The organism is Thalassotalea sp. ND16A (assembly GCF_000764205.1).
Classification (GTDB): Bacteria; Pseudomonadota; Gammaproteobacteria; order Enterobacterales; family Alteromonadaceae; genus Thalassotalea_A.
The window spans coordinates 64,112-90,306 of record NZ_JQDZ01000123.1 but is presented as its reverse complement, the minus strand read 5'-3'; the positions used below and the strand labels follow the sequence as shown (position 1 = coordinate 90,306).

The 26,195-nt window shown below is 44.0% G+C and carries 20 protein-coding genes; 1 reads left to right on the top strand and 19 read right to left on the bottom strand.

Annotated elements, in window-relative coordinates; genetic code table 11:
* Nucleotides 1-171: 171 nt before the first annotated feature.
* On the top strand, nucleotides 172-747 hold the full coding sequence (locus ND16A_RS01345) for an outer membrane beta-barrel protein (protein ID WP_081945701.1): 576 nt from the start codon (nucleotides 172-174) through the stop codon (nucleotides 745-747).
* A 250-nt stretch (nucleotides 748-997) separates the two neighbouring features.
* Here the strand turns inward: ND16A_RS01345 and amyS are convergent, their stop codons facing one another.
* The 19 genes from amyS to ND16A_RS01430 form a co-directional block, all read right to left on the bottom strand.
* Nucleotides 998-3,742 (bottom strand): alpha-amylase, encoded by a 2,745-nt coding sequence (gene amyS / locus ND16A_RS21565; RefSeq protein ID WP_200880865.1) that lies wholly within the window; start codon nucleotides 3,740-3,742, stop codon nucleotides 998-1,000.
* A gap of 277 nt (nucleotides 3,743-4,019) precedes the next feature.
* Nucleotides 4,020-5,828 (bottom strand): alpha-amylase family glycosyl hydrolase, encoded by a 1,809-nt coding sequence (locus tag ND16A_RS01350; RefSeq protein WP_033079237.1) that lies wholly within the window; start codon nucleotides 5,826-5,828, stop codon nucleotides 4,020-4,022.
* An 18-nt stretch (nucleotides 5,829-5,846) separates the two neighbouring features.
* Nucleotides 5,847-8,027 carry a 4-alpha-glucanotransferase gene (gene malQ / locus ND16A_RS01355; RefSeq protein ID WP_052073318.1) on the bottom strand — a complete coding sequence of 727 codons (2,181 nt, stop codon included), beginning with the start codon at nucleotides 8,025-8,027 and terminating at the stop codon, nucleotides 5,847-5,849.
* Nucleotides 8,024-8,314, bottom strand: a complete 291-nt coding sequence (locus tag ND16A_RS01360) for a hypothetical protein (RefSeq protein WP_033079236.1) — start codon at nucleotides 8,312-8,314, stop codon at nucleotides 8,024-8,026. Before ND16A_RS01360 ends, malQ begins: the two co-directional genes overlap by 4 nt.
* Before the next feature lie 3 nt (nucleotides 8,315-8,317).
* Complete coding sequence (gene glgB, locus ND16A_RS01365) at nucleotides 8,318-10,507, bottom strand: 1,4-alpha-glucan branching protein GlgB (protein WP_033079322.1); 2,190 nt, start codon at nucleotides 10,505-10,507, stop codon at nucleotides 8,318-8,320.
* A 146-nt stretch (nucleotides 10,508-10,653) separates the two neighbouring features.
* Nucleotides 10,654-13,119: a glycogen/starch/alpha-glucan phosphorylase gene (locus ND16A_RS01370; protein ID WP_052073344.1), complete on the bottom strand. Its 2,466-nt coding sequence runs from the start codon at nucleotides 13,117-13,119 to the stop codon at nucleotides 10,654-10,656.
* 372 nt (nucleotides 13,120-13,491) lie between these two features.
* Entirely contained in the window at nucleotides 13,492-14,439 is a 948-nt protein-coding gene (locus ND16A_RS01375) for an NAD(P)-dependent oxidoreductase (protein WP_052073317.1), read from the bottom strand.
* 56 nt (nucleotides 14,440-14,495) lie between these two features.
* Nucleotides 14,496-16,121: a nitrite reductase gene (locus ND16A_RS01380; protein WP_033079235.1), complete on the bottom strand. Its 1,626-nt coding sequence runs from the start codon at nucleotides 16,119-16,121 to the stop codon at nucleotides 14,496-14,498.
* Between the two features lie 9 nt (nucleotides 16,122-16,130).
* Entirely contained in the window at nucleotides 16,131-16,967 is an 837-nt protein-coding gene (gene cobA, locus ND16A_RS01385) for a uroporphyrinogen-III C-methyltransferase (protein ID WP_081945698.1), read from the bottom strand.
* Nucleotides 16,968-16,985: 18 nt separating this feature from the next.
* Entirely contained in the window at nucleotides 16,986-18,176 is a 1,191-nt protein-coding gene (gene nirJ / locus ND16A_RS01390) for a heme d1 biosynthesis radical SAM protein NirJ (RefSeq protein ID WP_033079234.1), read from the bottom strand.
* Between the two features lie 9 nt (nucleotides 18,177-18,185).
* A complete protein-coding gene (gene ahbB / locus ND16A_RS01395) occupies nucleotides 18,186-18,722 on the bottom strand; it encodes a siroheme decarboxylase subunit beta (protein ID WP_033079233.1) in 537 nt (178 codons plus the stop codon).
* Entirely contained in the window at nucleotides 18,697-19,140 is a 444-nt protein-coding gene (locus tag ND16A_RS01400) for an Lrp/AsnC family transcriptional regulator (RefSeq protein WP_033079232.1), read from the bottom strand. Before ND16A_RS01400 ends, ahbB (ND16A_RS01395) begins: the two co-directional genes overlap by 26 nt.
* A gap of 9 nt (nucleotides 19,141-19,149) precedes the next feature.
* A complete protein-coding gene (gene ahbB / locus ND16A_RS01405) occupies nucleotides 19,150-19,683 on the bottom strand; it encodes a siroheme decarboxylase subunit beta (RefSeq protein WP_033079231.1) in 534 nt (177 codons plus the stop codon).
* Nucleotides 19,673-20,185, bottom strand: a complete 513-nt coding sequence (locus ND16A_RS01410; protein WP_235282259.1) for a hypothetical protein — start codon at nucleotides 20,183-20,185, stop codon at nucleotides 19,673-19,675. The genes ahbB (ND16A_RS01405) and ND16A_RS01410 overlap by 11 nt, the downstream gene beginning before the upstream one ends.
* Nucleotides 20,185-21,462 (bottom strand): cytochrome D1 domain-containing protein, encoded by a 1,278-nt coding sequence (locus tag ND16A_RS01415; protein WP_081945696.1) that lies wholly within the window; start codon nucleotides 21,460-21,462, stop codon nucleotides 20,185-20,187. The genes ND16A_RS01410 and ND16A_RS01415 overlap by 1 nt, the downstream gene beginning before the upstream one ends.
* Nucleotides 21,449-21,850, bottom strand: a complete 402-nt coding sequence (locus ND16A_RS0119750; protein ID WP_235282258.1) for a c-type cytochrome — start codon at nucleotides 21,848-21,850, stop codon at nucleotides 21,449-21,451. The genes ND16A_RS01415 and ND16A_RS0119750 overlap by 14 nt, the downstream gene beginning before the upstream one ends.
* 145 nt (nucleotides 21,851-21,995) lie before the next feature.
* The gene (locus ND16A_RS01420) at nucleotides 21,996-22,322 is read right to left on the bottom strand and encodes a cupredoxin domain-containing protein (RefSeq protein WP_033079229.1); all 327 of its coding nucleotides are present in this window, start codon (nucleotides 22,320-22,322) and stop codon (nucleotides 21,996-21,998) included.
* 77 nt (nucleotides 22,323-22,399) lie between these two features.
* Entirely contained in the window at nucleotides 22,400-24,193 is a 1,794-nt protein-coding gene (locus tag ND16A_RS01425; RefSeq protein WP_033079228.1) for a NapC/NirT family cytochrome c, read from the bottom strand.
* Nucleotides 24,194-24,327: 134 nt separating this feature from the next.
* Nucleotides 24,328-25,956: a cytochrome D1 domain-containing protein gene (locus ND16A_RS01430; RefSeq protein ID WP_033079227.1), complete on the bottom strand. Its 1,629-nt coding sequence runs from the start codon at nucleotides 25,954-25,956 to the stop codon at nucleotides 24,328-24,330.
* Nucleotides 25,957-26,195 lie beyond the last annotated feature (239 nt).

The following is a 26,195-nucleotide window of genomic DNA, read 5'->3' as shown; positions in this document are numbered from 1 at the left end:
TCACGACTAATTCAGGGACAATATGAGCCCTGGTTTTGCCCTAATGAGTCTAAGCTTTGTTTAGTGATAACTGTCAATATGATTAATCCTTGCTTTCCTCAATAGCAGCGATTAACATCCCCGTTACAACAAATTAAGTTGTTGATCTAAATATATAAAAAATAAGGGATTATGATGAAAAAAATGTCAATTTATTTAGCTTTATCTTTGGCCTCTGCACTTTCTTGTCAAGCACTTGCTGAACAGCCAGAGCAAGCAGCAGCTGAGCCATTAAAACAATGGAACGTCGGCATCGGTTCTTACGCAACCACCATTAATGTTGATGGCAACCATGGCGATGAAGATTTAGACTTTAGTGGCTTAAATCTAGCCGGCACGTACGCTTTTAATGATAATGTAGCGATCAGAGCTGGTTACTACTCTTTAGATTTTGACGATGATTCCGAATTGGAATCCAGCGGTCTGGATCTCCTGGCCTATTATGGTACCGGTTTTGCCACAGAAGGTTTTAAAGCCTATATTGGTGGTGGCTTTTTCACCGATACTTGGGAAGCAGAAGGTGAAGATGAAGACTTTTCCGGCATCCAGTTAAATGGTGGTATCGGTTACAATTGGGAGTTTGTCTCATTAGAGCTGATGCTTGGCATAAGATCGGCCGACGATTATGCCGATTTTATTGAAGACCTAGGTGGTAATGGTGATGTAACGGCGATCTCATCATCTTTATTATTGTCCGCTCGATTTTAATAAGTGTTAAATTTTCAGAAATAAGCCGAATTTGAAAAGAAGCAACGAAAAGAGGGTTATGTTAAACCATAACCCTCTTTAATTTTTTCTAGCCAAAGAAACTTTACGTTAGCCAAACGGCTTGAACCTAAGTCCGGCTTTGATCTGTGGTTGCGGTATTGGCAACGATTAAGTATTCCGCGCTCTCATTGCTGCGAGCTTGTAACAGAATTTATCCCCTCCCATGGTAATTCTAAGTTAATTCCATGAATTAAAAGCCACCATTGCTGTCGGCAGTGCCCGTTTCCGGAGAAGTAAAGCTATTGTTATTACCTGATTGCCACTCGGTATTACTGCCGTCAACTTTAACGCATTTCCATTCGACTGCAGTTACTGGCGCCAAAGTTACCTGAGCACTCCAGGTAGGGTAGTTGTCGGCATTTAATAGCAAAGCATTATTTACATCCCAATTACCCAAGGCGTCAATATTACCCACCGCATATACGTTTTGCCCTAGATAGGTGTTCCCATTCGCACAGTTCAGTGTTACCTGTACCTCGGTTACCGGTGGCTCAGGTGGAGTATCATCGGCAGTTTGTTCAACCCACACCGCATACGAACCACCGTTCACCGGAAATTCTCCCCAACCATCGTTATTGGTGGTGATAACTTCTGAGCGGTTACCTGTTACATCGATAAACTGGGTGTTTACACGTGCCACATCCATCCATTTAACACCACCAGGTCCGTCAGTCATGATCACGGCCATAGCAGTTACATGTTCAGCATCACCCAATCGGGTCCAACCGATGATGTCTTGGTGATCCAAGTAATCGATTTGAGCCCCATAAGCATATTCTTTACGCGCAGCAAGCAGCTCATCAATATTTTCCTTTTGCGAAGTAATGGTGATTTGGGTATTGTCACAACCATTATCTGAGGTGGTGTAATTTGCACCATAGTAATCCGCATGAAAGATATTAGGGTAGCCTTGCTCACGTAGTAAAATAAATGCATAGGCTAATGGTTTAAACCAGTCTTGAACGGCAGATTCTAACGCCTGACAAGGCTGTGTATCGTGATTATCAACTAGCGTTACCGCCAGACCAGGCTGTTCTTTCATTAAGGTATTGTCCATGATGCTGCGCATGTCATAGCCACCACCGCTTGCTGAAGCGATGTGAAAATTCATGTGCAATGGCGCGTCAAACAATGACATACGACCACCCGTTTGAGCAATGAAGTGATGCAATTGTTCTTTGTTGTAACTCCAGAACTCACCAACGGTAAACAATTCTTTTTGTGTAGCTGTTCGGATATGATCTAACCACTCATTAAAGAACGCAAATTTAACATGTTTGACTGCGTCCAAACGGAAACCGTCAACATTGGCGAAATCTACATACCATTCACCCCAATCTTTTAATTCTTGAACAACCTCGGGATGATCCATATCTAAGTCGGCAAACATCAGGTAATCGTAATTACCATTTTCTGTTGCAACTTCCCAATCCCAGGCTTTACCTATACCACGGAATTTAAAGATACTGCTTTCATTCAGATTTGCTGCCCAATCAACGCCGTCAAAATGATACCAACGCCACTTAAAGTCTGAATAGGTATTGCCACGTCCCGGGAAGTTAAACTCTGTCCAGGCATCAATCTGGACATCAGCGCCCAGCTCCTGATTGCGATCATTCCAGTCAACTCTTACCGCCGTAACGGATTCAGTAGCATCTGCACCACCACGATGGTTAAACACTACATCACCGTAGATTTGGATACCATGACTATGAGCTTCATTGATTGCAGTAAGGTACTCATCTTTGCTGCCGTACTTAGTACGAACACTGCCCTTTTGATCAAACTCACCAAGATCATACATATCATAAACACCATAACCAACATCAGCTCCTCCGGCGCTACCCTTATAGGCTGGTGGCAGCCATAATGCAGTTATGCCCGCATCAGCTAAGTTTTGAGCTTGTTGAGCCACCTCTGTCCATAATGATCCGTCGTTTGGCGTATACCAATTAAAGTACTGCATCATGACACCATTTGCCTGAGCAATAACGGGGTCAGTTAGCTCTGGCGGTTCAGTCGGCTCAGTTGGCTCTGTTGGCTCTGTTGGTTCAGTCGGCTCTGTTGGTTCAGTCGGCTCTGTTGGTTCGGTCGGCTCTGTTGGTTCGGTCGGCTCTGTTGGTTCAGTCGGCTCTGTTGGTTCGGTCGGCTCTGCTTCATCCAGAGCATAGCTTGCGGTGAAATTGAGATTTTTATAGCTGTGTTCAGCATGCACCGTTACATAATAGGTGCCCGCCAATACATTACTGTTGGCAATTGTTAATGTTTCATCATTGGTTTCATTATTGCCTACATAATCAAAATCGGTGGTCGTTGCCCACGTCCCATGTTTGACATAAAGATCAGCATTTCCCGTACCACCACCGCTGGAAAAAGTCAGCTCCGTTGCATTATCCGGCACATCGAACCTAAAACGCAGATCTTTACCTGTACCTTTTCTCAGTTCAGGTTTTACGATCTTGTTTAGCAAGACAAAGTAATCAGGGTGTTTAACTTTGGCTATTAATTGTAATTTATTGAAGCTTTCGGTTGCGTTGACACCAATATAGTAGAGTCCATGCTGTGGGTCTTTAATGACAATTTTTTCTTTATTCATTTTACCTATGGAAGAAAAATCATAATCTGCTAACGACGGTTTGCTAGCTAATTTAACATACAAATCAGCATTTCCTTTACCATGACGCGATTGAAATACCACTTCTTTCGTCCCTTGGGGTACATCAAAACGATACAAAAGTATTTCATCTTTTTGAGCGAATAATTTATTGATAGATTTATTATTAGTGAGCAGGTTAGTTGTATCGTCATCAGTCAAAGCAACAACAGAGCTAGTGGTTAATAGCCCGGTGATAATGGCCGATATAGATAGAATTTTTTGAATCATCGGTAATGAATTTTGTATTTTCTGTTTAACTCCATGAAACGCATTAGTCATAGTTCCCCCATTAAATTAAATTCAATTATTTTTTCTATATTCCGCTTTATGCGAAAAATAACACTACACAGAGACTCGCCTAGAGTCTAATGTCTGCATTCGTATTCATTGATTTTTTGTCTAAAAAACACACAGGAGAAGGCACGCTGTATTTATTGAAAACGACAAAATCAGTTAGCAATCATACTGTCTGCTCGATTTGAATAGCATTAATTTTTCAGAAAAAAGCCGAGCATTGCTCGGCTTTTCAAATTCATTCATAACATTGCGCTAAAGCTTACTTTTCTGCTTTGTATATCGCGTAACTTAATGGCGCTAAATTGATAGTCACGACGCCATTATTTTCCGTTTTATCTTTAGCTAAAACCACAGGTGCATAGCCGTGTTGCGGCATGGTAAATGTTTGGCTTTGATCTGTGGTTGCGGTGTTGGCAACGATCAAGTATTCCGCGCTCTCATCGCTGCGAGTAAAAGCGTATAAGCCAGGGGTCGCCTGCGAGTATACTTGCTGCTGTTTACCCTGGCGTAAGGCGCTATGATCTGCATAGATGTTAGCCAGGTTTACCAAGTCTTGATAAAGCACATGGTCCTGATCGAAGTTTGCATCGGCAGTGGTTTTATCGGTACCGAGCAAGTCATCGTCATTATAAATATCCACCAGTGACGGCATCATGTCCTGACGTGAGTTTTTATCATTACCGTCGCCAATAAAGCCTTGCTCATCGCCGTAATACACTACCGGGATACCGCGGGAGAAATACATTAACGCATTAGATAATTTAATGCGGGCAAGTTTTTCCTGTTCGCTCATATCCGGATTCTCTTTATCCAACATATAAGCAAAGCGGCCCATGTCATGGTTACCGGTGAAGGTGACCAACATGCTGCTGTCGCTGTCTTCATCCTGGTAATGATGGTCACCATTAAACAGCTGCTCTAACTGGTCGGTGCCTTTACCTGCAATCAGGACTTTTTGCATGGCGCCCTGGAAAGCAAAATCTAAAATCGACTGTAAGTTGCCTTGGGTGGTGAATTTGCTAAGAAACTCTGGTGTAAAATCGTAAACTTCGCCGAACATGAAGAATTGGGGAATGCCTATCGATTTTGCATGGTCGACTATGGCCGGTGAAAATTCTGTCCAGAATTCCAAATTGACGTGCTTTACCGTATCGATACGAAAGCCGTCAGGTTTAAACTCTGATACCACACCTTTAAACAATTCGATCATTTTTTCAACTACAACCGGGTTGGCGGTATCAATATCGTCGAGTCCGGCAAAATCACCATAAACGGCACTCTCACCTTGCCAGGTACTGTCGCCCTGATTGTTGTAATACTGAGTGTCGTTAAGCCAGGCCGGTACTTTCAGGTTTTCTTGGCCCTCAGGGACAAACTCTGAATAGCCCTCACCATTTTGTAACTGCTGCTTGCTAATGTAATCACACAGGCCAGGCGTTTTTCCTAACCATTGCTGGCCGTCTTCGCCATGACATTCTTTGAATTTAATCACATCGGCCGAGTGATTGGCGATGATGTCAAAAAACACTTTAATGTTAAGCTTATGGGCGGCGTCAATTAACTGTTTCAGGTCTTGGTTAGTACCTAAGTGCGGGTCAATCTCGGTGAAATCCAATACCCAGTAGCCATGATAACCACTGCTGTCACCTTGTACTGCCTGGTTGCGCATGATCGGCGTCATCCAAAGGGCAGTAATACCTAAATCTTGCAGGTATGGCAGTTTATCTTTTAAGCCAACAATGTCGCCACCGTGATAATGACCATTGCTCGTTGGATCGAAGCCACCTTGTGATTCTGGCAACGTTTTCGAGCCATTGTCATTACTGCTATCGCCGTTTTGAAATCTATCAGGCATGACGAAGTAAAAGACTTCATCACGAACATCCCGTTCAAGGTAGTGCGGCAACTGCGTGCTAATTTTAGCCGTGCTTCTTTGTGGTACTGGTATTTTCAGCTCTGGCGATTGCTGCGCTGTCGTCGCATTTTCGCCATTGTTTTTCGCCGTATCGCAGCCGGTTAACGCTAAGGTGCATAAGCTTAAAACAGCCAGTTTATTCAATTTATTCATCTTCATACCTATTTCAGTTTAGCCCTTCGGGCGTTCCTGGTTCATCACCCCAACCAAGTTGTTCATATCCTGATGTTGCCAAAATTCATTGATGGTGTATGGCAAACGACGACGCCAGTTTGGATGCTCATCGATCGTCCCCGGAATGTTCACTTGTTCATGCAAGCCTAACGCATCCTCTAAGGGTACCAGTAAAACTCTACTTGGTGCTTTTGCTAAAAACGCTTGCACTGCTCGTGATAACTCAGCATTGATCAAAGCCGGTTTCGTTGGTGGAAAATGAGCCTTATTTATCACACCTTCAAATTCTAATGCCGAGAGTAACTGTTCTCTGTCGGTAACTCGGCCCGATCGCTCATCCTGACCCATTTGCTCATTGGGATACAAGTTAAGCTCTTGCCGCCATTTTAAATCATTCCCTGTCCACCAACCGGCCAGCGTTGATAAATCGTGGGTAGAAACCGTTACCATAGATTGTTCAAGATACTCTTCAGGTCGGAAATACAAACCCGACTCCCAACGCTCAAAAAACAACACTTTATACGATAAGAGACCAGCTTGAGCCATGATATCGCCAAAACCATCTGGCACATTGCCCAAATCTTCACCAATCACCACACAGTTATTACGGCGAGACTCAAGCGCGATAATCCGAAAAATATCTTCTAATGGGAAGGTAATATACACACCTTGATCAGCGGCCATGCCAGGTGCCACCCAATATTGACGCATTAGCCCCAACACATGATCAATTCGTAACGCGCCAGCATGGCGCATATTGCTTCTTAATGCCTTTACTAACGGTAAATAGCCTTGCTCTTGTAATGCTACTGGATTAATTGGCGTAAGCCCCCAGTCTTGGCCTAATGTGTTCATTGCATCAGGCGGGGCGCCAACGGCTGCACCAGAAACATAGCTGTGCTTGTCGGCCCAGACTTCGGCGCCACTACCGTCACAGCCTACGGCTAAATCGAGATATAAACCTATTGGCATATCATCGGTTTTGGTTTGCCTGGCGGCAGCGCCTAATTGGCTATCGGCAACAAATTGTAAGAATTGAAAATAGCCAATGCGTTCACTGTGCTCTTGCTTGAATTTAGTCACGGCAGTGCTTGCTGGATCTTGGTACTCTTCAGGCCAGGCTTTCCAGCCATAAGTGTTTTCATCAATTTTTCTAAAATGTTCATAAAGTGCATCAAATGTGGCAAGTTCTAGCAGATCATCACCCATTTCCTGACAAAATTCTTGATACTGCCGAGCAAAGCCTGTGCTTTTAGCAAGGTGCTTGTTAACGAAATCAGCATATAACAGCTCTAGTGCCTGAAACTTCAAGTGCGCGGCATAAGGGTAATCGATAAATTCTTTATTGTTGGCCTCTCTGATATGGTGTTGAAAGTCTTCGCTATTTACTAAACTTTGAACCGCTTTACAGCTTTCATAGTTATCGACGCTAGTGACATCGATATAAAGGCTGTTTAAGAAACAACGACTCGTCGGTGAATATGGGCTAATGTGCGCTGGGTTATCTGGATACAGCGGATGTAGCGGGTTTAAACCAATGGCGGTAACGCCACGTTTAGCGGATTCAACCACCAAATTTTTCAAGTCGCCAAAATCCCCCATGCCCCAGCTATTTACTGATTTCACCGAGTAAAGTTGTGCCGCCAATCCCCACATGCGGTAATTTGCCGCTTCACTTGGGCTTAAACAGGTTTGCGGCGCAACAATTAAATGACTGCTACTGGTTTGCTCACCAAGAACCAGGGTAAGCTGATGATAACCTTCCACTAATTTCGGTAAAACCAGGGTTAATTTTTGGTAGTGGTTACCGCCCACTTGAGCTTCATCGAACACAGCTAAACTCGCAACTGCTGCCGAGCCCGATAACACTCCGCCATCTTCGAGAGTAATTTTCCAGTCAACAGCTTTCGTTACATCGGCGACATTTACGCTTAGCCATGCGGTATGTTGCGGCGCCTCCGCTTTTACCATCTGCATTGCCGGGCTCAATGATAACCACGAGCGATTCTGCAATTGTTCGGCACTAGCTAAAATTTTCTGATCAGTACTCAAGTCGTAACCCATCGCCACTAGCAAACTTGTTACCGCGTCAATGTTGGCATGGACAATGTTGCCATAGCTGTCTTTATAATTCGGATGAAAACCTACCTGTTCGGCAAGTTGTTGAAGTGGAGTCATAATGGTAATCCCTGAGTGTCTAAATGGCTATAAGTCAGCACTGAACGGCTCCAACCGACAATGGATAATAACGAATCATCGATTTCGGTGGCGCTAATTTCCGCTTTACTATCAGCGGTATTGATTATTTGTCGCCATTTGCCTGGAGGTTTCGGCAAATGGAGTATATTTTGTTGGTGATGCGCATTAATAATGATCCGCAGGGCAAGATTAGTGCCCTGACCGTCAACATTGCTGCCAAGCGGATAATGTTTGCCCGCTTGCTCTTGCATCGTTTGTACTTGCATCACTTAGCCCTTAAGCTCAAACGCCAGAGTTGCTAACGGCGGCACACTGATTGCAATGGATTGGTCAAAACCTTGCCACGGCGTTGCTTCGCTATCTACGCCACCTAAGTTACCAACATTGCTGCCACCATAAACGGCGGCATCAGAATTAAGCACTTCCGCGCAAAAACCGGCTTTTGGCGTACCTACCCGAAACTTATGATGAACATTCGGGGTAAAATTACATACGACTAATAGCGGGTTGGTGCCTGCTTCGCCATAGCGAACATAGCTATAAATCGATTGTTCCGCATTTTGGTGATCAACCCATTCAAAGCCTTCTGCCTGACAGTCTTTTTGATACAGGGCCTGGGTGGTTTTATACAGAGCATTTAAGTCTTTCACTAGCTGCTGAACGCCCTTATGGTAGCGATTCTCCAACAAATGCCAGTCAAGTGCCTGCTCATGATTCCATTCGCCTTGTTGGCCAAATTCCCCCCCCATAAACAATAATTTTTTGCCCGGATGAGTCCACATAAAGCTGTAATATGCACGTAAATTGGCAAAGCGTTGCCAGTCATCACCCGGCATACGGCCCAGTATTGAGCCTTTACCATGGACCACTTCATCATGACTTAATGGCAAGACAAAGTTTTCATCAAACGCATAAACCAAACCAAAGCTGAGTTCGTTATGATGATGTTGACGATGGATAGGATCACGACTGAAGTACTTCAAGGAATCGTTCATCCAGCCCATGTTCCACTTGTAACCAAAACCTAAACCGCCGTCGATGGTGGGTTTTGACACACCCGGCCATGAGGTGGATTCTTCGGCTACCGAGAACGCCCCAGGATAATCGCGATAAAGCTCTTCGTTAAATTCCTGTAAAAACGCCACCGCTTCTAAATTTTCATTACCACCATGCTCGTTCGGGAGCCACTCACCGTCATTTCGGCTGTAATCTAAGTACAACATCGAAGCAACGGCGTCTACTCTGATGCCATCCACGTGGTAGGTATCTAGCCAATGCATGGCGCTGGCACGTAAGAAGTTGGCCACTTCAGTACGGCCAAAGTTATAAATCAGGGTGTTCCAGTCGGGATGAAAACCTTTACGTAAATCTTCATGCTCATACAGACAGGTACCATCAAATTTGGCTAAACCGTGCTGATCCACTGGAAAATGACCCGGCACCCAGTCAATCAGCAAACCAAGGTCCGCTTTATGACAAGCTTGCACAAAGTATTTAAAATCGTCGCTGCTGCCAAAACGGGCGGTAGGAGCAAACAAACCAACGGGTTGATAGCCCCAGGAACCATCGAACGGATATTCACTGACCGGCATCAACTGAATATGAGTAAAGCCCATATCCAGGGTGTAAGGGATCAACCGGTCAGCGATATCACGATAGTTTAAAAAGTTATTATTGGTATCGCGTTGCCACGAGCCTAAATGCAATTCATAAATACTAATGGCACTGTTGCGCGAGTTACGTAACTCGCGGCTGCTCAGCCATTGCTGATCTTGCCAGTCAAAATTACATTCCCCGCTAACCACCGAGGACGTCTCAGGACGAAACTGTGCTTGCACACCAAACGGATCGGCCTTTAACGGCAGCAAATGTCCGGAACTGTCTTTGATTTCAAATTTGTAATTACTGCCGGCAGTAAGGGGTGAATAGCTAGCGTTTTCTGGAATAAAGATTTCCCAAAGGCCGCATTCCAGGCGCTTGCGCAGCACGTGCAGACGACCATCCCAGTGATTAAAATCACCGACCACACTGACATGGCTGGCATTGGGTGCCCATACAATAAACGAAACCCCTTTCCGGTTGTCATGTTCTACGCAGTGGGCGCCCAGTGTGTGGTGTAAGGTTTTATGTTTACCTTCATTAAACAGATACACATCCAAATCAGTCAACAGCGGCGAACAGCCATAAGGGTCGGTAATTATCCGTTCCCCCTGACCGTCAGTGATTTTCAATTGGTAGCTAAACGATTTTTTGCGACGCGTTACTTTACTAAAAAAGCCACTGTCATTGAGCTGTTCCAGCTTGGCAATGACCTTGCCTTGACCATCGACCAGCGCGACTGCACTCGCTTGTGGCTGGAATACATTAATTTGCAAATAGCCCTCAGCATTGGCGTGCATGCCTAACACCCCAAACGGGTTGCTATGGTTGGCGTTGCTTATCGCCCTGATATCGGGCATAACTTCGGCAATAGTTTCGGCCTGAACTTTTGTCTCAGTTGTGGCTTGAACTTTTGCCTTAGCTTTTACTTTGGTTGTAGCCTGAGCTGTGGCTCGAATATCGTTTTGCATAAATCTATTCCTGAACTTAGCGTCTGCACTAAGCGCTATGATTCCTCGCCAATTGGCGTCAATTTCCAGATATTATCGACGTAATCCTGAATCGACCGGTCGGAAGTAAACTTACCCATTTGCGCGGTATTGATGATCGCCATCCGCGCCCAGCGCTTGGTATCTTTATAGGCGGCATCGAGTGCTTCATTGGCTTTGGCATAGTCGGCAAAATCAGCCAGTAAACGGTACGGATCGCCGCCTTCGAGTAAACTGTTAGCGATTGCCGATAATTCACCCGGGTTGCCCGGAGTGAAATAATCCGTATGTAACCAGTCTAAACAGGCTTTAATCTCTTCATTGTTATGGTAGTAATCGTAAGGGTTGTAGCCTTGTTGCTCTAACACCTTGATCTGATCTACGTTATTACCAAAGATGAAAATATTGTCGTCGCCCACTTCTTCGGCAATCTCAACATTGGCACCATCTAACGTACCGATAGTAACGGCACCATTAAGCGCTAGCTTCATATTGCCGGTACCTGAAGCTTCTTTACCGGCGGTAGAAATTTGCTCGGACACATCGGCGGCAGGAATAATTTTCTCCGCCAGGGTTACCCGATAATTCGGCATAAATACCACTTTCAACTTGCCCTGGATACGGTCATCATTATTGATTTTTTCAGCCACTTTGTTGATCGCATAAATGATCTCTTTCGCCAGGTAGTAACCCGGAGCCGCTTTGGCGCCAAAGATATAAACACGCGGGTGCATATCGTAATCTGGATTGGCCAGTAAACGACGGTATAGCGCCAAAATATGCAAAAAGCTTAAATGCTGACGTTTATATTCATGCAAACGTTTAATTTGTACATCAAAGATGGCATCTGGACTCACTTCAACCCCAGTAGTTGCCAAGATTTCTTCGGCAAGATTGACCTTGTTGTTGCGTTTAATTTGCATGAATTGCTGTTGAAATTTTTCATCGTCTGCAAACTTTGCGACATCACCAAGGCTTGTTAAATCTTTCGCCCAATCAGTTTTTACTTTACTGCTGAGTAATTTAGACAACTCAGGGTTACAGGCTTTTAGCCAACGACGCGGCGTTACGCCATTGGTCACATTGGTTAATTTATCCGGGTATAACGTATCGAACTCGGGGAACAGGTCGCTTTTCACCAAATCGGAATGAATTTGGGCCACGCCATTGACCTTGAACGAAGTGACCACACACAAGTGTGCCATACGCACCATTTGTGTTTCGCCTTCTTCGATTAACGATAAACGACGACGCATTTGCTCATTGCCTGGCCACATCTTTGACACTTCTTCATTGAGGAAATATTCGTTGATCGAAAAAAGCAACTCTAGATGACGTGGTAACACCTTGTCGAACAAGGCCACCGACCATTTCTCTAGCGCTTCTGGCAATAACGTGTGATTGGTATAAGCAAACACCTTACGACACATGGCAAAAGCATCCGTCCAGGTAAAGGCATAATCATCAATTAAGGTGCGCATTAACTCTAAAATGGCGATAGTCGGGTGAGTATCGTTTAATTGGATCGCCACCTTATCGGCAAATTGTGACCAGTCATCACCATGTTGCTCAAAGTAACGCTTGATGATGTCTTTAATCGAACAGGTACAGAAAAAATACTGCTGAATAAAACGTAACTCTTTACCGGCGTCGGTTTCATCGTTCGGATAAAGCACCTTTGAAATCGTTTCCGCCTGGTTTTGCGCCGAATGCGCATCTTGATAAGCACCAGAGTTGAACTGCTGCCAGTCAAAGTGACTCGACGCGCGCGATTCCCACAAACGCAATACGTTCACGGTTTTCGAGTTATAACCAACAATCGGAACATCCCAAGGCACACCTTTAATGGTTTGGCTGGCATGCCAATGTTTGTTCTCGCTACCATCGCTATTGACAACGGTTTCAACATGGCCAAACAGTGGAATTTCTTGTACCGCTTCCGGGCGGCACACTTCCCACGGATTGCCGTATTCACGCCATTCGTCGGGAGTTTCAATTTGTCGGCCCTGATGGAATTGTTGTTTGAATAAACCGTGCTCATAGTGGATACCGTAACCGACGGCGTTAAAGTCCATGGTGGCAAGCGAATCAAGAAAACAAGCGGCAAGACGGCCCAGGCCACCATTGCCTAAGGCCAGGTCATGACCTTCTTCAAAAATGTCTTCTATTTCAAAACCCAGGCTGGCGACCGCTTTTTGGGCAACGTCAAATAAGCCCAAATTGTGCAGATTATTCGATAACATCCGCCCCATTAAATACTCTAATGACAAGTAGTTAATCGAACGACTTTGCTGTTCTTTATGATATTTATTGGTTTCGGTCAGCTTTTCGTAGACCACTTCATTAACGGTTAAACACACCGCTTTTAACACCGCTGTAGGGTTTTGCGCTAAATCTTCTTGCGAAGAAGTGAAGTTCAAGTGTTGTAACACTTTCTTTTTAAACTGTGCTGCAGTTAACGGCTTTTTAATTGCTGTCGCCATAATCATTTGGTCTCTTCTGAAATTAAGCAAAACCAATCCGTGTTGCTTAATATTGGGTAATACCCGTAGGTATAAATTAACAACCGCGCTTCAATGCATTAAAACGGTTTCGTTTTTTCAGCGGTTATCGATAAAATCGGCAATTTAATAATCTGTCTATAAAGTTACGATAAATTAACAATTAGGTGCAAATGACTACATACGTATGCATGGCAAATTTGCCGTGCATACGTATGTAATTGCTCGATTTGGGAAAATCTGAACAACAAAAGTGAGGGGATTTAGCTAAGAACGTAAAAAAGCCAGAGATTAGCGTGACTAATTTCTGGCTTTTAAATAACCTGAGCTAGGGATAAATAGGAAAAGGTTGAATTATCGGCGAGCGCAATTGAAACGATAAATCGGGTAATTTTTGTCTTCTGCTGCCGTAAGTAAAGGATGAGCTGCTGCGACATCGCCAAGGTGTAAATAACACACGCGTTTACCTTGTTGCAGTAATGCCAGGGTTTCTGCAATGTTGCTATCATTGTTAATCGCTTTCGGCGCATCTCGGCGACACAAATCGATAATGTTCGCGGCAACGTTGGCATCATGCAAAATATTATCCGCTTTTTGCATATTCCTTACTGCGCCTAGCGTTAGTAAATCCGGATGAGCCGGAGCGTCGATCAGCAATAACTCGCCTTGATTTTTGGCTTCGTCTTTACTGTTGGCAAGCTGAGCATTAAATGTAGATTCAAGATCTTTGCCTTGTTCGATACCGGTATGGGTAAAGAAACTTTCCCAAAACAAGCGACGGTTGGCAAAATTGCTAAAGTGATCTTTCACCGCCTGGCGTTTTGCTCCGGCAAAGCTTGCCAGTTTCCCTAACGATTGCGGGATCATGGTTTCCAGTTTCTCGCGCCAATAACGCAGCAATACAGGTGACTGACCTGAACTTACCATGGCAAACACCATAGGCGAACGGTCGATGATTGCTGGCGTGATAAAGTGGCACAAATCGGCGTTGTCCACCACATTGGCCAGCACACCACACTCGCGCGCATCCAGGTTCACTTGTTCATTTAAACTGCGATTTTCCGTGGCAACAAAGACCAGCTGTTTCCCTGCCAGTTGTGATTTTTCATATACACCATCGATGTAGGCAATTTTATCATCATCAATTAGCGCCTGTATATTGGCTGACACTTTTGGCGACACTACCGTCACCTTAGCCGGACTTTTTATCAGTAAATCAATTTTCGCGCCGGCAATTTCGCCGCCACCAACAACCAATACACTGATCATTTTCGCATCAAGGAAAATTGGGAAGTAATTCATGTTTTCTCCAAAAACTTTGCTAGCGCGATTAAATCAGCAATTATCTCATCTTGCTGTTAATGGCTAGTTCCACGCTCATAGTGCGTTTTATTATAAACGTTATATTTTCCAGAAGGTTTCTTCATAGGTAAACGCTTAATTTCTTCTAAGGTATTAGCATCATACACAATTACCGCGCCATCGTTATCCCAAATGCTCAACAATACGTATTTTCCGTCTTTGGTAAATTCAACATGCGCGGCGGTTTTACCGGGTGCCGGCGCGATGGTTTTAACAATTTCCAAGGTATTCTTTTTGATGATATGTACTTTTTCTTTGTTCGGACCAAAAAATACATCCACCCAGGCATAAGGCGATTTACTGTGACTGCGCATAAAGAAACCCGGGCCTTCGGTTTTGATTTCTTTGATCACCTGCCAGTTATCCATATCAATAACCGTTACCCGACCATCTTTGATATTCGGTGAAGCAAACACTTGCCTGCCCTGATAATCCCAGGTAATGCCTGAGCCCAAGTGTGGCATGCCGGCCATTTCTATGGTGGCGACTTTCTTTTTCGCATCCAGGTTAATCACTTGCCCGTTTTGGCTATCGCGTGAGGCGCCAATTAAATTAATGTAGTCCGGGTCAAAGAAAAAATCATCCAAGTAATCTTCAGTGGTTATGCGGCGAATTGGGAACTGCTCGTCTTTTTTCCAGTTCTCCAGTTTGCCTTCACCACCATCTTTACGATAGTCATGCGCCCAACCTTTATACACATCAACGCCACCGGCATCACTGTATGGAATTTCCCACACTTCTTTCACATCTTTTAAGGCGACGATGAAACTGGTTCTTGGTGGTGCATTGTATACCGCGCTAACGCGGGACGTTTTACCATCTTTGTCGCTCGTTGCCACCACTTTAATCGGAGTCAGAGTTTCGGTTTCCAAAATCACGATATTATGAGGCAGGTAATTACCCACTATTGCGTACTTGCCGTCACTTGATACCGCCAAATTACGGGTATTAATACCGGCGCGAATTTCCGCTACAGTTTTCATATTGTAAATATCGTATTTACTGATCCAACCATCACGCGAGGCAAAATAGACAAAGCGGCCATCCGGTGAATACTTAGGGCCGCCATGTAAGGCAAAGCGCGTTTTAAAGCGAGTGATCGGCTCAAAGGTATCGCCATTAAGCAAGGTTGCCGAGTGATCAGCAAGCTCCACGACAATAAACAGATTCATCAAGTCGGCGTCAAATTGCGGAGTATTTGGCAATTTGTTTTGGTCAAAGTGTTGAATATGCGTGGCATTGATATCGGCCAATGTCCATTGTGGAACCGTTTCTGCCGGGGTGTAAATGTAGTCGACTAATTTATCGATATTATCTTTTGATAATGTCTTCTCAAACGCTGGCATCTGGGTCGCAATGCGCCCTTTGCTGATAACTCCACTTGCTTTATTTTTGCGCAAGCGCGATAAATTTTCCGGGAATAATGCCGGCCCCATGCTGCCCATTCGATCCACACCATGACAGCTCTGACAATGTTGTTGGTATAACTGCTCTGCCGATTGCTTATCTTTTTGCTTCGCATCTTGCTCAACACTTTTCTCAACATGGGCCATTGCCGCTTGGCTTAAAAGCAAAGTTGCAGCGGCGATCAGTGCACTATAAAAGGGGCTGTTCTTGCTCATCAGTAATTCCTATCCCACAGATAATTCTGGCATTTGTTTTATCGCTTCGGCTTGAAAATAACCACCACCGGCAATATGTTTCGGGTCGAGTTGATTAATCACATCACCCACCACAATCAAGGCTGGTGGTTTAATATCATGCTCAATCACCATTTGTTCTAGTGTAGCTAAGGTGCCTCTAAACTCTTGCTGATCCGGGCGAGTACCCTGGCGAATGATCGCAGCCGGGGTAGTTCCCGCACGACCATGTTCGATCAGTTTTTCTGAGATCATTTTCACCGCACTAATGCCCATATAGAATACAACCGTTTGATTGTCATTATTCAAACTTTGCCAAGGCAATACTAGCTGACCATCATTCTGTAAATGGCCGGTGATGAAGGTACAACACTGGGAAACACCACGATGGGTGAGTGGGATACCAGCATAAGTGGTAGACGCCGATGCGGCGGTGATACCAGATAACACATGACAGCTAATGCCATGGTTTAACAGATGCTCTGCTTCTTCACTACCGCGACCAAAAATAAACGGATCACCGCCTTTTAACCGTAATACCCGCTTGTGTTGCTTGGCGTATTGCACCAACACTTCGTTGATATTGTTTTGTGGCACACAATGCTGAGCTTGCTTTTTGCCCACATAAAAACGCTCACAATCAGCTGGCAATAACGCCATAATTTCATCACTTACCAGTCGGTCATAAATAACCACTTCCGCCTGGGCAATAAAGCGCAGCGCTTTTACGGTCAACAGTTCAGGATCACCAGGTCCGGCACCAACGAGTGCAACTTCACCTTTGGCAAAGGTAGCACGTGGTAAAATTTTATTAAGAAGATTTGTCATAACAAGCTCTCTGTTTAATTATATATTGGTTACTGCAATCGCTTCAGGCGCACTTGCAGCAACGCCAATTTCTTCATCGGTTAAGTAGCAGCCCGGGTCTTCTGCCCAAACATCACCTGATTGCGCGAAGGCGCGGGTGCGAGTATTGCCACCACAAATATTTAAATATTCACATCTTGCACAACGACCGGTTACCGGTCTTGGACTTTGTCTGAAACCCAGCATTAACGGGTCTTGGGTATTTTTCCAAACGTCTGAAAATTTTTCGGTCTTGACGTTACCCAACGGGTGGTTCCACCAATAAGTGTCCGGATGAATGACGCCGGTATTATCGATATTGGCCACATTAACGCCACTGGCATTACCGCCCCAGTTAATTAGCCGTTGTTTTAAATTGGCCACGCGTTGCGGGTATTTATCGCCAAACTTGTGCTCGGCCCATTGCAGTAAAAACGGGCCATCGGCATCGTTATTACCGGTAACAAAATCGCTGTCTATGCCTTGTTCTAAATGTGACCAGGCACGTTCAAACAACTGCTCCATCGCCCCTTTGGTCATCGCAAACATCGCATCATTCTCAGCACTACGCTTGCCACGGCCAGAGTAATTAAGGTGCGATAAGTAAAATTTATCGATGCGATGTTCTTCCATCAGATCGAGTATCGCCGGTAAATCTTTATAGTTTTCGCGGGTAAGACATAAACGCATACCCACTTTTATGCCCGCATCTTTACACAGCTTCAACGCATGCATAGAGGTTTTAAAGCTGCCTTGTTGACGACGAAATTTATCATGAAACTCTTCTAATCCATCAATGCTGATACCAACATATTGATAATCAGCGGCTTTGATTTGTTCAATATTGTCTTCGTTGATCAAAGTGCCATTGGTAGATAAAGCAACATAAAAACCTTTCGCTTTGGCATAGGCGGTAATTTCATAGATATCCGGACGCAGCAGTGGCTCACCACCAGAAAGAATTAATACCGGTACCTGCGCCACTTTTAAATCGTCGATAGTCGCTTTAATTTGTTCGGTGTTTAATTCGTCTTTAAAATCGATATCCAGAGAGGTTGAATAGCAATGTTGGCATTGCAAATTGCAACGACGGATTAAATTCCAAATCACAACTGGACCTGGCATTTTCGCCGCCTTATTTACTGGAGCGTCATCGTATACGGTTTTCAGTAATTGCGAGATTCTAAACATCGTTTTTCCTTATTTGGCTTTCAAACGCAAGCCAGTCTTTTTCAATATTTTACTGCTGGTTAGCATTTCATTTGAACTATTCGCACTAGTTTGCAACACATCTTCCAACAGTTTTTTGATCTGGATTCGGTATTCATCAATTTGTTGTTCATTTTTACCATGGATCATCGCAAACAAATTGAAATTCCATTCGGGTAAGCGTCTTGGTCGACGGTAACAATGACTGACAAACGGTAACTGGCCGAGTAATTTCCCGTATGTTTGCACTTCCTCATCCTTAACATCCCATACTGTCATGCCATTAAAGGTATAACCGGCACGGTAGTGGTTCGGAACCGCAGCAATTCGGCGGATAACACCGCGCGCAAGCAAGTCGTTTGTCATCGCCAGAGTGTCTTCAACACTAATTTTTAGCTGCTCGGCAAGGTGATGGTACGGCTTGCTGACTAACGGCATGCCATTTTGGGTGAATAATATATATTGTCGCTCGAGCTCAGTTAAATTTTCTGATTGTTGCTGTTTAGACGGGTAAGTAGAGTCCGACATAAAACTCCTCCTGCTTAGGGAAATCAAATACTTGTAGACCGCTTTGTTGTTCAATATCAGCAATCACGGTTTGAATTTCTTGTTGCGATTCACAGGCGACGACAAACCACATATTTAACGTATGTTGGCGTTTGTAGTTGTGAGCAACCTGACTAAAGGCATTAACGATATCATTCACTTCACCGAACCTTTCTTCTGGCACTATCATGGCTGACAGGGTAAAGGCTCCACCTAAACTGGCAGCGTCAAACATCGGGCCAAAACGAGTTAATAAACCGTCATCAAGCATGGTTTGAAGTTTATCGATAACTTGCTGTTCATCACAACCGAGCTCATTGGCAATATCAGCAAATGGCTGATCGGATACCGGAATACCGAGCTGGGTTCGATTTAATATTTTTCTATCTAGCGCATCCATAATTCTTCCTTAAGTTGCAAGCTGATGTTGATAGCGACCGCCGCGTTGTTTGTAGGCTTTGTTGCTAAACAGTAACTTTTTCGACAGCGACTTCAATTCACTATGCTGACAAATTTGGGCAAGTTGAGCTTCAACCTGATCTCGGTTTTTGCCATGTACCATACAAAACAAATTATATGGCCAATGCGGCAATACTCGCGGGCGGCGATAACATAAAGTCACTACTTTTTGCTCGGCTAGAATTTCGGCAATGGCGTCAACCTGCTCATCTTCTACATCCCAAACCACCATGGCATTGGCGACATAGCCCAGTTTACGGTGACGAATAACAAGGCCGAAACGACGGATCAAACCTTGTTGCTGCCAGTCTGTTATCATTGCAATCACTTGTTCTTCGCTAACACCAATCTCTTCTGCCAAAGCCAGATAAGGTTGGGCTACCAGTGGCAAGCCAGATTCGATGGCATTAAACAACTGCAATTGTTGTTCGATGCTCAGCTCTGGATTCTCACTGTTTAAAAATGCGATGGCATTAGTGCTCATGTTTATTCACCTCGGCCTCGCTGAAATCGACTTCAAAGCCCAGATCGATATGATACGACTGCTCCATCGGCAAGATTAACGGTTCAAAGCCGGTTTCACGATGAATATGGGTTAAACACTGCTGCAACATTTTTTCATTGGCGGCGGTAGCCACAAACCATAAGTTATATTGATGCTCACGCGCATAGTTATGATTGACTTGTTTAAACTGGCTTACCATGTCGGCAACTTCATCCAGGCGTTCTGCGGGAACTGCCAATGCCGCTAACGTACTGGCACCGGCTTGTTTGTGGTTAAATACCGGCCCCAGGCGCGATAATATTTGTTGCTCTTGCAACAAGCTTATGCGCGCAATGATTTGCTCTTCGCTGACATTAAAACGCTCCGCCAGCTGCAAGAACGGTCTTGAACACAGCGGAAAGTTTTTTTGATACGCATTGATTATCTGTTGGCTTAAACTATCCACTTTAGTTTCGCTGGTGATTTGTCTAGCTGTCATCATTACAACCCTATTTGGTGCGCACGGTTGGTAAAAAAGATACCGCTTGGACTTTCTGCTGGTAAGGTTTTGAGCAACTCAAAATTCTGACTATTATAAATTTGAATTTCATCGCTATCACGTACCGACATCCACACATGCTCACCTCTAGGGGTAAATTCCATGTGCAGTACACCTGGACCTGGGGTTAAGGTTTTGGCAAGCGTCTGGCTCTTACTGTCGATAACCTGAATTGTATCGTTTAACGGGTAAGCAAAATTTACCCAAATTTGGCGGTTATCCGGTTGCGCCATCACAAATACCGGCTGACCATGCACATCAATAGCGCCAACTTGCTGCCAGGTGTTGGTATCAATGATCAATACTTGGTGCAAGCCTACTGCAGGTACATAGGCATAGTTTCCGGCAATAGCCCAACCTTCAAGGTGAGGCATTTTATAAACCGGTAACTTTTTCTCACCTTTACCGTAATTACCAAGAATGCGTTTAACGCCTTTATCCAAAGACCATAAATCCACTAACGCCATACCATCTTCGCCAAATAAGCCGGCGATATAGAAACGACCATCAGGACTGATTAGTGCGTCATAAGGGTTGAGGCCGATGTCGGTATACTTAGTGATTTTGACCTTTTCTTCTGACAAGCCGTATTGCGACAGGTCAGCAATCCATATTTCATGGCTATCAAACAAGCTAAAAATAAATTTTTGTCCTGGGGCATCCACCAGACCAACCACTTTTGAACGCTTGATTGAACCATCTTTATTTCTTGGATGGTCAGGCAACTCAGTCGCCGGAATATTGGCAACGAGTTCTAATGTGTCAGTGGCAAAGATTTTCACCCCACCAGGTGTGTAATTAGAAACCGCAACAAACTTACCGTCTTGACTAATGGCACCGCCAATACTGTTACCCGATTGAATAACGCGTTTATCAATTTTGCTGGTGAGCAAGTCGACTTTGGTTAAGCCGCCGTCACGGCCAAAAACGAAACCAAAACGCTGATCACGTGAATAAACAATTGAAGCGTGCGATAAATCGCCTAAGCCATCAATTTGTGCCAGGCTTTGCTGACCACTATGGTTGACAATTTGCACTTTCCCGGTGGCGCGTTCGATAACCAGACCGAGGTCGCCGGTCGCTCTTAAATTAGCTTCTGCTGCTTGCTCTGTGCTGCTAACACTCTTGCTTATCTCGGTAGTCTTAGTTACCTGCTGGCAACCCAATAATAACCAAGGTATTACCAAGCTGGTTAAAAACTGTATTTTAGTTTTGTTCATGATCTAGCCCTTGTAGCAATTGTTCTGCGATCCATTGCGCTTCTTGTTCGCTTAAAATGTCTTTCCATGGCGGCATAGCCGTGCCAGGACGACCTTCAAGAATGGTAATGGTAAGAAAATATTCCGGTTTGTTGACAAGATCTGCTGGTAATAATGCCGGGCCCAGGCCACCTTTTAAGGTCATGCCATGGCAAGAGCCACAATCTTGTTTGACCAAGTGCAACAGATCGTTTTTGCGTTGTTTGCTTAGTGCTGCTGAGGACGCTTTTGCAGAGGGTGTTGGTTCGGCAGTTTGATTCACATATTTGCTGGGAGCAGCCATAACTGAATTAAAATTCAGGCTGGCAACAAAGCAGCAACAGGCGAGCAATAAGGTAATATTTTTCATTGGCAAACTTCAGCGTAGTAATTAAACAGTGGCTAAAATTTATCAATAAAATGGATCTAATTTATTGTTTAAGATCACTTTTTTACAAAATACCCGTATTTTCTTACGGTTATTTTTCTTCGGGCAAGTGGCGCCTTGAATGGTATTACTTTTTGACGATAACCACGCCGATCATTTTCGGGTGTGGGCCACATTCGTAAGGGAATTCGCCGACGTCATTAAACACCTGTTCATAACTGTCGCCAGGGAATAGATAATCCGGTTCTTCCTGATAAAACTGTTTAAACCAAACGTTATGGTATTGACGTTTTTCAATGTTTTTCCAGATCACCTTATCACCGGGCGCCACAGTAACGGTAGCCGGAATAAACTTCTTCTTATAAATTTCAACGACAATATCCTTGGCGATCAAATTAGTACTGAAAACAGCAAGAAAAATCATGGCGGTTAATTTGATAAACGCATGCCACATCGTTAACTCTCCTGATTTTTAAATCTTGCCTTGCTCGTTCTGAACTTATTTCAGAACGAGTAAGGCAAATTTAAAAATTATTGCTTAGTCGCATTAATTTCCGCGTCAGAATTATCTAAAGCCAGTTTATAACCAAAGGATACGTGGTGATAACGAGCATCAGAGTAATCGTCGTGGATGGCAAAACCAAAGTTATACACTTTACCGGCTTCGATAGAAACGTCACCTGCTTTAGCAGATTTAAGCTTACGCTTAATTTCTACCGTCCAGGTACCATTGCTAAGATTAGCAACTGCTTGCGCTCCCTGGCCACCATGCATTTTTCTTTGTGCTAATATTTGGCCATCTTCCACTTGTTTGCTGCCCGATTTATAGCGCACTATGTCCATAAATTGTTGAGCTTGCTGGTATTCGGTAATTTCTTCTTCACTTTTCAGCTTATCCCAACCACCTAACGCTTTACCTCTTCGGCCTTTGAGCTCAAGTTTACTGCGACTCTCTTTAAGGTATTTGGTTACACCATTATTAAAGTCTAGGCGCTTAGCGAGTTCACTGCCAGTTAAGGTATCTTGCTCAGGTGCAAATGGCATTGAGTTGGCATCGGCATGACACGTTCCCCAACAACCGGCGCGATCGGCATATTCAACGTCGTCGGTTGCTATCATAAACGCCAGTTTCATTTTGTTGTCAGGGTCCATTTTACCGCCGTCAACAAATGGTGCCGGAGCATGGTCGCCATCAGGCCAGCTAAATTTCAAGAACAGATTTTCATCGTCATGAGTTGCGGCGATACTAACGTCGATACTGCCACGCTTATTTGGAATGATATTCGGCTCAAGTTCTTTCTCACTTTCACCACTAACAATCAATTGACCAATATCGGCAATTTCTTCACTATGGCATTCGATACAACGATCACCTTTGGTAAAGGCACGTTTGCCGCCATGTTTACGACCTAAAACCCACTCGATAGAGGCAGTACCCGGGAAGAATACGCTAATATCGGTTGAGCTGGCTTTTTTCCAGTCAACATTCAGGCTGGCTGTCGGCTTCGCTTTTGCTGCGCTTTTGCTGGTAGCAGATTTCGTACCACTCGTTTGCGCACTTGCTAATGCAGAGGCAACCGCCTGTTCAATTTGCAATTGTACCTTTTCTTTCTCTGCATTTGCTTTTGCTTTTTTCTCAGCGGCAATCGCAGCTTCTTTTGCTTCGATGCGCGCCAAGCCTGCTTTATATTCTTCTGGCACTTCACGAATATAAGCGGCAATCGGCGCTTCCAGCTCTTCCAGCTGTTCATCGGTTAATTGATCACGAACATTATGGTGAGCAATACCTTTATGACAATCGATACAGGTTTGTCCGGTTTCAAACGCATTTAAATGTTGCTTACGCGCTCGTGGTTTTTGGAATTCCGGATTCATCGATTCAAAGTTATGACAGTTACGGCATTCTCGGGAATCGGTATCTTTCATCGCCTTCCAGACACTTTGCGCCATTTCAAAGCGATGCTCGTTGAATTTTTCTTTGCTATCCAGTTTGCCGGTTAACCAGGAAAAGACTTCTTTTGATGCTTGTATTTTACGTACTACCTTATGGATCCAAGGTCGAGGTACGTGACAATCAGGACAACCCGCTCTTACGCCGGTTCTGTTGGAATAGTGAATAGAAGGTTTATATTCTTGATAAACATTATCTTCCATTTCATGACAACCGATACAAAATTCGGTGGTGTTGGTCGCTTCCATCGCGGTATTAAAGCCACCCCAAAAAACAATGCCGACAACGAAAAATATCACTGCGCCTGAAATAGTGGTACCAAGGATCAGGCGACGTGACCAAAAGCTTGGTTTGTTTAATGATTGATTTACCATAACTAACTCGTACTAATTTATACCAATCAGACTAAATAATCAGTCCATCAACAATCATTTACTCTGATTGGCATTAAGCGAAAAAGTGCGAGCATAACCAGTGTTATGCTCGCATTATCAGTAAGATTTACTGATTAGGTTTTGTGGTTCATACGGTTGTACACGTTGAACTTACCTGTTGGTGTAGTTAAGCCTTTGATGCGGTGTAACTCTTTCAGAGTCTTGGCATCATAAACTACGATTTCACCGGTTGGGTTAGAGTTATCAGTACGGTTCCATACAGATACCCAAACTTCAGTGCCATCAGAGTTGAATTCCATGTGAAGAGCGGCTTTACCTTCTTCTTCAGTAACACGGATAGTCTTAACAATCTCACGAGTTTTCTTATCGAAAACTTGTACTGATTGTTGTACTTCTGGCTCTGGGTGTTTCAGCTGATCAGCCCAAACATAATCTGAAGTTTCATGAGTACGGATGAATGCACCAGCACCATCAGTTTCAACTTCATAACATAGTTTCCAAGCACTCTCAGGGTGGTTCATTGGATCGTTACCCCAAACAGATACTAGACCAGTACCTAAGTGAGTTGTACCGCCAACAGGACCACATTTTTCATCAATCCAGTTAGCGCCAGGACCAGGATGTGGTAAAGAATCAACATCAATTTGTGCTTCTAATTTACCTGTTTTGGTATCTACTATAACCATTTTGTTTGATGCGTTAGCAGCAATTTGGAAGTAACGACCAGTTGAGTCGTAGAAACCATCATGCAAGAACTCTGAAGACGAAATGGCTGTGATAGTTAAGTTATCTAAGTCACTGTAATCCACTTGTAACATTTGACCAGTTTCTTTAACAGCAACAGTAAATTCAGATTTATTAGGAGACGTGTAAACCGCAGCTACACGTGCTTCGTTAATGAACTCACCTTTAGTGTTGTAACCACGAGTTGACACAACTTTAAGTGGGTTCAACGTTTCGGCATCCATGATAACGAAATGCGCAGGCCAGTAACCACCAGCAATTACGTATTTACCGTCACCAGAAACGGCGATATCACGAGCGTCATAGGCCATTTTAGTTTCAGCAACTAACATCTTCTCAGGTGTTTGCCATAAATCGATTTTGTTAACTTTACCGTCACGACCAATGGTGTACCAGAAACGACCTACATCTTTAGCAGTATCTAACTTATGCTTCTCAGTACCTTTGATTACGTGTACCGCATAACCCGTATCGATATGAGTGATAATTTTCTTAGTGTCACCATCAACGATTGCGGCTTTACCAGCATCACGTTCGATTACTACGAAGAAGTTTTTCCAGTTTAACCCGTGCAAAGGCTTAGTTGGGTAATCTTTAAGAGCAACAAACTCTTTAGTGTGAGAGCGCATTTGCTCTAATGACATTTCCGGTGGCACCGGTGGTGTCATTTGAATAAAGGTCGCTAAGTTTGAGATTTCTTGTTTTGAGAACAAATCATCAAAGTTGTTCATGCCGCCTTCAGTACCTAGAGAGATAATTTTCTCCAGACGCTTTTGGCCTTTTTTTAACATGCTTTTAGGTTCTAAGTTTTTACCGGTAGCGCCTTTACGTAATACACCATGACAACCAGCACAACGCTGGAAATAATGTAATTGTGCTTTTTCGAAGTCTGCTTCTGATAAGGTTGGTGCTGCCGCCGAAACGGTCATACTCATACCACTAACAGCCAGTCCTACTGCAACACTGAGTACGGACACTCCATATTTTATTGCTTTCATTGGTATCTCTCCCGAGGTTATTTAACAATACTGATAAGGCAGAGAGGTAATTTAAAATCTATTAAATTTACCTTATAAATAGTCGAGAATCACTTTTAAAAGACTGTTTAAAAGTTTACAACAACAACCAAAAAACAACTTTTTTGAGAAGCTAACTTAACTATTTGTTACGTTTCCACCTTCTGCCAACAACTATCTACCAATAGCGCAAGTGTTTATTTAACCTAGATCAAACTTTG

Bases quoted from the DNA above. Each gene is read 5' to 3' on its own strand.
- ND16A_RS01345 (WP_081945701.1), top strand. From the start codon at position 172: ATGATGAAAAAAATGTCAATTTATTTAGCTTTATCTTTGGCCTCTGCA.
- ND16A_RS01430 (WP_033079227.1), bottom strand. From the start codon at position 25,956: ATGAAAGCAATAAAATATGGAGTGTCCGTACTCAGTGTTGCAGTAGGA.
- malQ (WP_052073318.1), bottom strand. From the start codon at position 8,027: ATGACTCCACTTCAACAACTTGCCGAACAGGTAGGTTTTCATCCGAAT.
- nirJ (WP_033079234.1), bottom strand. From the start codon at position 18,176: ATGTTTAGAATCTCGCAATTACTGAAAACCGTATACGATGACGCTCCA.
- ND16A_RS01350 (WP_033079237.1), bottom strand. From the start codon at position 5,828: ATGAATAAATTGAATAAACTGGCTGTTTTAAGCTTATGCACCTTAGCG.
- ND16A_RS0119750 (WP_235282258.1), bottom strand. From the start codon at position 21,850: ATGAAAAATATTACCTTATTGCTCGCCTGTTGCTGCTTTGTTGCCAGC.
- ND16A_RS01410 (WP_235282259.1), bottom strand. From the start codon at position 20,185: ATGATGACAGCTAGACAAATCACCAGCGAAACTAAAGTGGATAGTTTA.
- ND16A_RS01370 (WP_052073344.1), bottom strand. From the start codon at position 13,119: ATGGCGACAGCAATTAAAAAGCCGTTAACTGCAGCACAGTTTAAAAAG.
- ND16A_RS01380 (WP_033079235.1), bottom strand. From the start codon at position 16,121: ATGAGCAAGAACAGCCCCTTTTATAGTGCACTGATCGCCGCTGCAACT.
- ND16A_RS01425 (WP_033079228.1), bottom strand. From the start codon at position 24,193: ATGGTAAATCAATCATTAAACAAACCAAGCTTTTGGTCACGTCGCCTG.
- ND16A_RS01360 (WP_033079236.1), bottom strand. From the start codon at position 8,314: ATGCAAGTACAAACGATGCAAGAGCAAGCGGGCAAACATTATCCGCTT.
- ND16A_RS01420 (WP_033079229.1), bottom strand. From the start codon at position 22,322: ATGTGGCATGCGTTTATCAAATTAACCGCCATGATTTTTCTTGCTGTT.
- ahbB (WP_033079231.1), bottom strand. From the start codon at position 19,683: ATGAGCACTAATGCCATCGCATTTTTAAACAGTGAGAATCCAGAGCTG.
- ND16A_RS01400 (WP_033079232.1), bottom strand. From the start codon at position 19,140: ATGGATGCGCTAGATAGAAAAATATTAAATCGAACCCAGCTCGGTATT.
- ND16A_RS01415 (WP_081945696.1), bottom strand. From the start codon at position 21,462: ATGAACAAAACTAAAATACAGTTTTTAACCAGCTTGGTAATACCTTGG.
- ahbB (WP_033079233.1), bottom strand. From the start codon at position 18,722: ATGTCGGACTCTACTTACCCGTCTAAACAGCAACAATCAGAAAATTTA.
- amyS (WP_200880865.1), bottom strand. From the start codon at position 3,742: ATGACTAATGCGTTTCATGGAGTTAAACAGAAAATACAAAATTCATTA.
- ND16A_RS01375 (WP_052073317.1), bottom strand. From the start codon at position 14,439: ATGAATTACTTCCCAATTTTCCTTGATGCGAAAATGATCAGTGTATTG.
- cobA (WP_081945698.1), bottom strand. From the start codon at position 16,967: ATGACAAATCTTCTTAATAAAATTTTACCACGTGCTACCTTTGCCAAA.
- glgB (WP_033079322.1), bottom strand. From the start codon at position 10,507: ATGCCCGATATCAGGGCGATAAGCAACGCCAACCATAGCAACCCGTTT.